This is a genomic window from Mycoplasma sp. HS2188 (genome assembly GCF_025209835.1).
GTDB lineage: Bacteria > Bacillota_I > Bacilli_A > Mycoplasmatales > Metamycoplasmataceae > Mycoplasmopsis.
The window spans coordinates 1-1,898 of sequence record NZ_JAOAOI010000030.1; the positions used below are offsets into that span (position 1 = coordinate 1).

Consider the following 1,898-nt stretch of genomic DNA (forward strand, 5'->3'; position numbering starts at 1 on the left):
TCACGTGTGAGCGCGCATTATGCGTGCACGTGTGCGAGGAGTTGAGAAAGGATAGTTATGGCAAAAAATAAATATGGCGTTGTTTATTATCGACTTCGGGGTTCGAAAAATAGTTATTCTAAATCGATTAATCGCTGCAAAGTATGAAAAAAGGTATTAGAAGTCATTGATTATGAGCAAAAAAGAGGACATTGAGATAAAATTATAGTAGAGCAAACAAAAGTGATTAAAGTTGTGAAGGTAGTTAGAGATGATGAAAAAAAAGATTAAATGATTATTAAGTGGTGCTGGACTTAGCGTGGTGCCAGTGATGACTAGTTCGTGCATTTGAAGTCATTATGATGAACCAATTCCAAAACCTGATGAGTCGAAAAAAACGCAGACAATTGCGATAAGAGAAAAAAACAAAGATGATGCTGATGAAAAACATAACGAAGTTGAAGTCAGAGATGTTAGACAATTTAGTTATAACGGAATGACATTTAATGTTGCACCAGAAGATACATATGATGCTAATAAGAGATATTATGCTGATATGGTTTTAGAAAATGATGCGAGCGAGTTTAAGAAGTTTTTAAATAGCTATGGTGATTATTGAATTAATAATTTAAACGAGTATGATTTTCCGACTCTGGTTGATGTTAGTCGTTATGTGCGAAGCTTGGTTGTGAAGAAAGGTGATGGAATTAAATATTCTAGTGCTGATGAGCGAAATATTAGTGCGAAAGAATATAATGCTTTAATTACGAAATTGTTGGAAATACTTGATGTTAGTGGGGACTTTGATTTTAAAAAAGAAGAAAATAGAGAACAAAAAATTAGTTATGTTTTAAATAAAGATAATGCAATTGATATTCTTAACGATTGATTAATTACTGATAGAGCAAGTCTGTTTTCAAAACATTATAATGATTGATTAAAGATTATGGGTGATAATGTTTCATTTGGACGAAAAAAAATTGAGTTTGGTGACCCTTATTGATATGAAATATCGCCTAAGGATGCAGATGCCAAAGTCAAAAACATTAATGGTAAGAAAAAGAAAGTTCCTTCGGCTGTTTGAAAATTAAATCGTGATATTTATTTGAGAAATATGTTTGATAATGAGATGTTTTTATCAAGAGCATTTTATGAGAAAACATTAGCTGAGAATGAATCGCTTTATAATGATTGAATTGATTGATTGTATTTGAATGATTCCAGTGTGCTGGCAATGCAGGTACCACAATATAGGTTATTAGTGGCTTATTTAAGATTAATGAAAAAATTAACTGATAGTATTAATTTTGTTGCTGTGGATGATGAAGCAGAGAATGCGAAAAAAATTAAGGAAAATGGTTCGATTGTCGATAAGAATAAGAATTTAGAGTTAAATATATTAGATAGTGGAACTTACGCTTTAATTGAAAAATACGAGAAGGCATTATTAGATTATTTAGCGTTGGAACACGCAATGGGTTTTATGGGTCGTGAGGATCATAATCCTAATTTACAACTTTTTGGTGGTGGAACTAATTACGGTTATAAGGTCGATTATAGAGACACTTATAAATGAGCTAAAAAGCAATATGAAGAGTTTGTGTTGCCGTTAAAAGTTGGTTTAGGTAATGCGACCTGAGCATCATCATCATCATCATCATCATATAATGAAAGATTTAATAATCCTCAAACAATTGAGAAATATAAATTAATTTGAGCAGATATTAAGGAAATTGATGGAGTTGATAGACCACAATTAATTACGATTGAGTTAGCACAAGAGAGATTAGGCAAGATTATTAATTTATTTAATGATAAATTTGGTTGAAAATATAAAAGATAGGAGTAGGATGCCAGAGAAAAAGCATGTGGTTTATGACCACGAAGAATATATGAGATGTTTGAAAGAGGACATCGCC

The 1,898-nt window shown here is 31.5% G+C and carries 2 protein-coding genes; both read left to right on the forward strand.

The window, feature by feature from the left end; translation table 4 throughout:
• A partial coding sequence (locus N1F73_RS03600; RefSeq protein ID WP_260360143.1) for a hypothetical protein occupies nt 1-270 on the forward strand: 270 nt, incomplete at its 5' end.
• The gene (locus tag N1F73_RS03605) at nt 251-1,822 is read left to right on the forward strand and encodes an MAG3960 family lipoprotein (RefSeq protein WP_260360144.1); all 1,572 of its coding nucleotides are present in this window, start codon (nt 251-253) and stop codon (nt 1,820-1,822) included. The genes N1F73_RS03600 and N1F73_RS03605, both read left to right, overlap by 20 nt.
• The last annotated feature ends 76 nt before the right edge of the window (nt 1,823-1,898 follow it).